Source organism: Planktothrix sp. FACHB-1355 (genome assembly GCF_014748295.1).
GTDB classification, from domain to species: Bacteria; Cyanobacteriota; Cyanobacteriia; order Cyanobacteriales; family Aerosakkonemataceae; genus Aerosakkonema; species Aerosakkonema funiforme_A.
The window spans coordinates 1-4638 of record NZ_JACJUP010000491.1 but is presented as its reverse complement, the minus strand read 5'-3'; the positions used below and the strand labels follow the sequence as shown (position 1 = coordinate 4638).

Here is a 4638-nt window from a genome sequence, read left to right as displayed (position 1 = left end):
CAATAGCCGCGCTTTGGAATCCCTGATCAGGTGCGGTGCTTTTGATAAGCTAAATCCCAATCGCCAACAATTAATCGCACATCTCCCTTTAGTAGTAAGTTGGGCGCAGAAAAGCAAAGATACCTCGGAACAACCCACACTTTTCGATCTGGAATCGGTGAGAAGTCCCGCACCCAAAGCGCCGCAGGTAAACGATTTCCCAGTGAAAGAAAAGTTGCAATACGAAAAAGAATTACTGGGTTTTTATGTTTCCGATCATCCGCTTAAATATGCGGAAAGATTTGCGAAGCAGCAGGGAATCGAATTGATTTATCTCAATCAAGTGGAGGATTGGCGATCGAGAAAACCCATCAGCGCCATTGTGATGCTGACAGAAGTTAAACAGCTATTGACTAAAAAAAGCGGCGAACGTATGGCAATACTACTACTGGAAGACCTCACTGGTAAAGGGGAAGCGGTCGTTTTTCCCAAAACTTATGAAGTTGTTCAGTCATCGCTTGTTACAGATACGCCAGTCATTCTGCGCTGTAAAATAGAAAAGCCAGAAGATCGGGATCGCAATCAAATCATTGTCGAAGAAGTCACGCCTATTGAAGCCGAACATCTAGCAGTTTCCGAACAAATCCTACCGATCGAAAACGATCCGGAACCTGTCGTGATGCTAGAATTAACTTTACAACAAATTAGCGACGAACAAAAACTCAAACACTTGCAAGCAATTTTTGGAGAATACAATCATGGCGCAGAGGCAGAAAAAATTCCCGTCATCGCTATTCTGGCGGGAGAACACAGCCGTCAGGTAATTAGATTCGGAGAAAAATATCGCTTGCAAGATCCCGAAGGTCTTGTCTCTCGCCTCAAAAACCACGGATTTTCTGCCTCTACCAAACAATTAAAAATTAATTTTTAACCCACCCTTTGCCAAATTTTGATTGTGTTATCCCAACTGCCGCTGGCCATAATCAGTCCGTCAAAACTGATTGCCAAAGAGTTAACCGGGTTGGTATGCTCTTCTATCGTATCGAGCAGTTCTCCAGTAGTCAAATTCCAAATTTTGATCGTTTTATCGCTACTACCGCTAATGATATATTGTCCATCGGGAGTAACGATAACAGAATTAACAGCCCCTGAATGATCGGCAAGAGTGCGAATGATTTGTCCTTTCGCCACATTCCACAGCTTGATTGTTTTGTCCTTACTGGCGCTGACCAAGGTTTTCGCATCCGGGGTAAAAGCAACGGAATGTACTGAGTTCAAATGTCCGTTGAGAGTGCGGAGGAATTCACCCGTAGCATAATTCCACAGCTTGATTTGATTGTCAAGGCCACCTGTGGCTACTATAGGCGTATTGGGAGCGATCGCGAGCGACTGAATCATCCCGGCTGGCCCCAAGAGAGTGCGGACTGGTGCGCCTGTTTGCAATTTCCAAACTTTGACCGTCCTGTCTTCGCTACCGCTAATGAGAGTTTGTCCGTCCGGACTGATGGCGATCGAAGTTACATCCCGATTGTGTTCCGTTAAAGTGTGCAGCTGTTTGCCAGTTTGAATATCCCAAATCTTCACTCTGTCGTCATCGCTGCAACTGACGATAATTTTGCCATCCGGATCGATGGCGAGGGCATTAACTCCCTTGCTATGTCCGGTGAGTGTTTGTCGCAATTCACCAGTTTGCAGATTCCAGATTTTAATTGTATCGTCTAAACTACCGCTCGCCACAAGTTGCTTAAAGGGACCCATCGCCACGCACATCACCCAGGATGAATGTCCCACAAGAGTTTTTACGCATCGCCAATACTTACTGGAAGACTTAGAAACAGCAGACAATCCCGACGCCGGAGTCGCCGCAGTAAAACGTTTAGAAATGGGCGGTTGCGAAAGGGGTGGGCGCGAGGTACTATAATTAGGAGCAATCGGTCTGGAAGTAGGTTGTTTGGAAATTGGCGGCGGTGTAACTTTTGCCGGTTGTTTGGAGATCCCAGGCGACACGGAAGCTTGGGAGGTTGGAGAATTAAGGTCTTTGAGAACTTCATCTGCCGATTGGTAGCGTTGGCTGACCAAATCTTGCAGCATTTTATCCAAAACCTGACTCAAGCGATCGCTTACTACCCTTCCTTTTTTGAGCAAATGTTCTCTCCATATCCAGCGACCGTCCAGAGGATTGTAGAGATTGTCCGGTTTAGTTTGGGTCATCAGAAATATGCAGGTTGCGCCCAAACTGTAGATGTCGCTGGCGGGATAGACTTGACCGTTTCGCAGCTGTTCTAGGGGTGCGTATCCTTCCGTACCGATTCTCGTTCCCGGTTGAGGTGTTTCGCTTTCCGTCATTTGCTTGGCGATGCCGAAATCGATCAGCACTAATTTGCCATCGATGCTGCGGCGAATGATATTCGTGGGCGTGATATCCCGGTGAATTACTTGACGAGAGTGGATAAACTTGAGAATTGGCAGAATATCCAGCAATATTTCCCGAATCTTATCTTCCCCAAACGCTCCTTGTCCTTGCAATTCTTGAAATAAATTTTTGCCTTCGATAAATTGCTGTACCAGATACAGCCTTTTATCATGCTCGAAGTAGGCTAGCAGGGTGGGAATTTGGGGATGTTCTCCCAGTTGGTGCAGTCGCACTGCTTCTTGATTGAAAAGTGCGATCGCTTTTTCTAACGATTTCGTTCCTTGCGCTTGCGGCGAAAATTGTTTAATCACGCAGCTCGTTTGCAGCCTATCTTCATCTACCGCTAGATAGGTTTTGCCAAATCCTCCCTGACCGATCGGTCGGACGACGCGATAGCGATTTCGCAACAGAGGCTCTATTTTTGCCCCGCAACTTTGGCAGAACTTAGTACCTTTAGGATTTAGGGGCTGCTGGCAGCTGGGATTTAAACAACAATTCATAATTAGTTACGGATTAATTGGGGAGAGGCACGCTTCACTTTTATTTTCTTCCTCAATCAGGAGTCTTGCCTGTTGCGTCGCTTTCGCTGGGAGGGTTAGGGATGAAATTGTGCGGCTCTCGTTAGTTAAATTTGATAAACTAAAATCTAACCGAAGGTGCAGGTGATGCGCGATCGCAAACTGCATTCGCTGTTGTTGTTGATTTGATTTTCAGGGAAGCCATATTTTGCCAGAGCGCAGTACGGCAGTTCCCCAGGCAGCTAAATATTCTGTTTGGGCGATCGCTTGCTCTCGATTACCGCCTGTCTGAAGCCTAGCACAACCAGAATATTTGAGAGCGTCAAGAAAAATTCTGCGCCCCCGTGCAGCCAATCCACATTGGCTAAAGACTTTTCATACGCTATTTTGGCGTAAATCCCAGCCGGTATGGTGACCCCCACAAACACCAACGTCATGTAAAAACCGATCAAGGCTAAACGCGGCATTTTTCCGGAACGAGTGATGAACCACAAGAAACCCAAGTAAGGAAACAGAGATAGGGCAAACAGGGCATCTTTGGAAATGTGAAATGTAAACCATGAAGGAGATATCACGATTGCGCCTTCCCTTTTGCAGAACGCCAAATCCACCAACCCGCCGCTAAAAGGGTAAAGTTACCCACCACTGTCATGGTAGCTTGCATGGTGACGAGCCACTCAAACGATGGCGGGTTATCGAAAAAGTGCCAAGTACAGGCACACATAGCGCTGATTAACGCTGGCAGCATGGCGATGGACAAAGCCCACCACGCTCGGTTACCGCTGACTTCACCGTAAGTCCAAATTAACCAGATAGCCGCTATCCACTCGATAACGCTCGAAATATGTATAATCCAGGTCGGTATTGAAAGCGCGTGCACAACGATCTTATAAAACAGACATCCTCAATCATATAACGCTTGTGGCTTTATCTTTTTATTTGTGAATCCGATGTTTGCCAAGACAATATCGCCAGTAGCGATCGCGACTAACTTTCCATCCCATTTTCCTGTCGCGCTACCAAAACAATTTTTTAATATTGGTAGCGCTCAATCCTGGCAAATAGTTAATTCTACTGGATCGGATAATTTAATTTGGGCATAAATTTCTCCTACGCCCTCCTGTTTCAAGTCTTCTATGTAACCTGGCTGTTCTTCTTGAGCTTCTTTTAAACTATCGAAAGGCCCAAAATAGTAGATACAGTATGGATCTTTGGTAATAATCTCCAGCCACCAAAACATTTACTACCTTCCCTTTTTTAAATCGATATTATGGAATCTTTTTGATTTTTCGTCAAAACCTGGGGCTGATTTAAACTTCTATATTTTGCGCTTATAACAAATTAGCGAAAACAGCTTCTAACTCTGCAATTTACCCATTTTTCTACTTCTGCAACTCTGCGAGCTATGAGAAAAACTGATAGTTTTTTGCAGAATGGTTAGAAAAATATGATATCATCTCCACAATTATGCCTCAACTAGAAACGAAAAACTGATAACGAGAATACATTTGAGTAAAAAATTATGGGAAAGATGCGGGCGGTTTTGTGCGGCTACTACGGTAAAGGCAACGGGGGCGACGAAGCCTTATTAGCCTCGCTGCTGCAAATGTTGCCTTCTCACGTAACGCCCGTGGTACTTTCTGGCAACCCAAAACAGACACGGAATCGCTATAAGGTGGAAAGCTGCGATCGCATGGCACCGGCCCAAATTTGGCAAGCTTTACGCCG

General features: G+C 45.5%; 5 protein-coding genes and 1 pseudogene. 2 read left to right on the top strand and 4 right to left on the bottom strand.

The window, feature by feature from the left end; genetic code table 11:
• A partial coding sequence (locus tag H6S82_RS19075) for an OB-fold nucleic acid binding domain-containing protein (RefSeq protein ID WP_347339515.1) occupies window positions 1-910 on the top strand: 910 nt, incomplete at its 5' end.
• Here the strand turns inward: H6S82_RS19075 and H6S82_RS19070 are convergent.
• From H6S82_RS19070 to H6S82_RS19055, 4 genes are all read right to left on the bottom strand, one after another.
• Complete coding sequence (locus tag H6S82_RS19070; protein WP_190462198.1) at window positions 907-2892, bottom strand: protein kinase; 1986 nt, start codon at window positions 2890-2892, stop codon at window positions 907-909. The two genes, H6S82_RS19075 and H6S82_RS19070, sit on opposite strands and share 4 nt — an antisense overlap.
• Window positions 2893-3152: 260 nt before the next feature.
• Window positions 3153-3455 carry a DUF3593 domain-containing protein gene (locus tag H6S82_RS19065; RefSeq protein WP_190462326.1) on the bottom strand — a complete coding sequence of 101 codons (303 nt, stop codon included), beginning with the start codon at window positions 3453-3455 and terminating at the stop codon, window positions 3153-3155.
• Between the two features lie 26 nt (window positions 3456-3481).
• Window positions 3482-3790: a DUF2499 domain-containing protein gene (locus tag H6S82_RS19060; protein ID WP_190462199.1), complete on the bottom strand. Its 309-nt coding sequence runs from the start codon at window positions 3788-3790 to the stop codon at window positions 3482-3484.
• 168 nt (window positions 3791-3958) lie between these two features.
• Window positions 3959-4150, bottom strand: a complete 192-nt coding sequence (locus tag H6S82_RS19055; protein ID WP_190462201.1) for a DUF1816 domain-containing protein — start codon at window positions 4148-4150, stop codon at window positions 3959-3961.
• A 282-nt stretch (window positions 4151-4432) separates the two neighbouring features.
• Between H6S82_RS19055 and H6S82_RS19050 the strand changes: the two are divergent.
• Window positions 4433-4638 (top strand): annotated as a pseudogene (locus H6S82_RS19050) (polysaccharide pyruvyl transferase CsaB); the annotation flags it as partial.

Bases quoted from the DNA above. Each gene is read 5' to 3' on its own strand.
- H6S82_RS19070 (WP_190462198.1), bottom strand. From the start codon at position 2,892: ATGAATTGTTGTTTAAATCCCAGCTGCCAGCAGCCCCTAAATCCTAAA.
- H6S82_RS19055 (WP_190462201.1), bottom strand. From the start codon at position 4,150: ATGTTTTGGTGGCTGGAGATTATTACCAAAGATCCATACTGTATCTAC.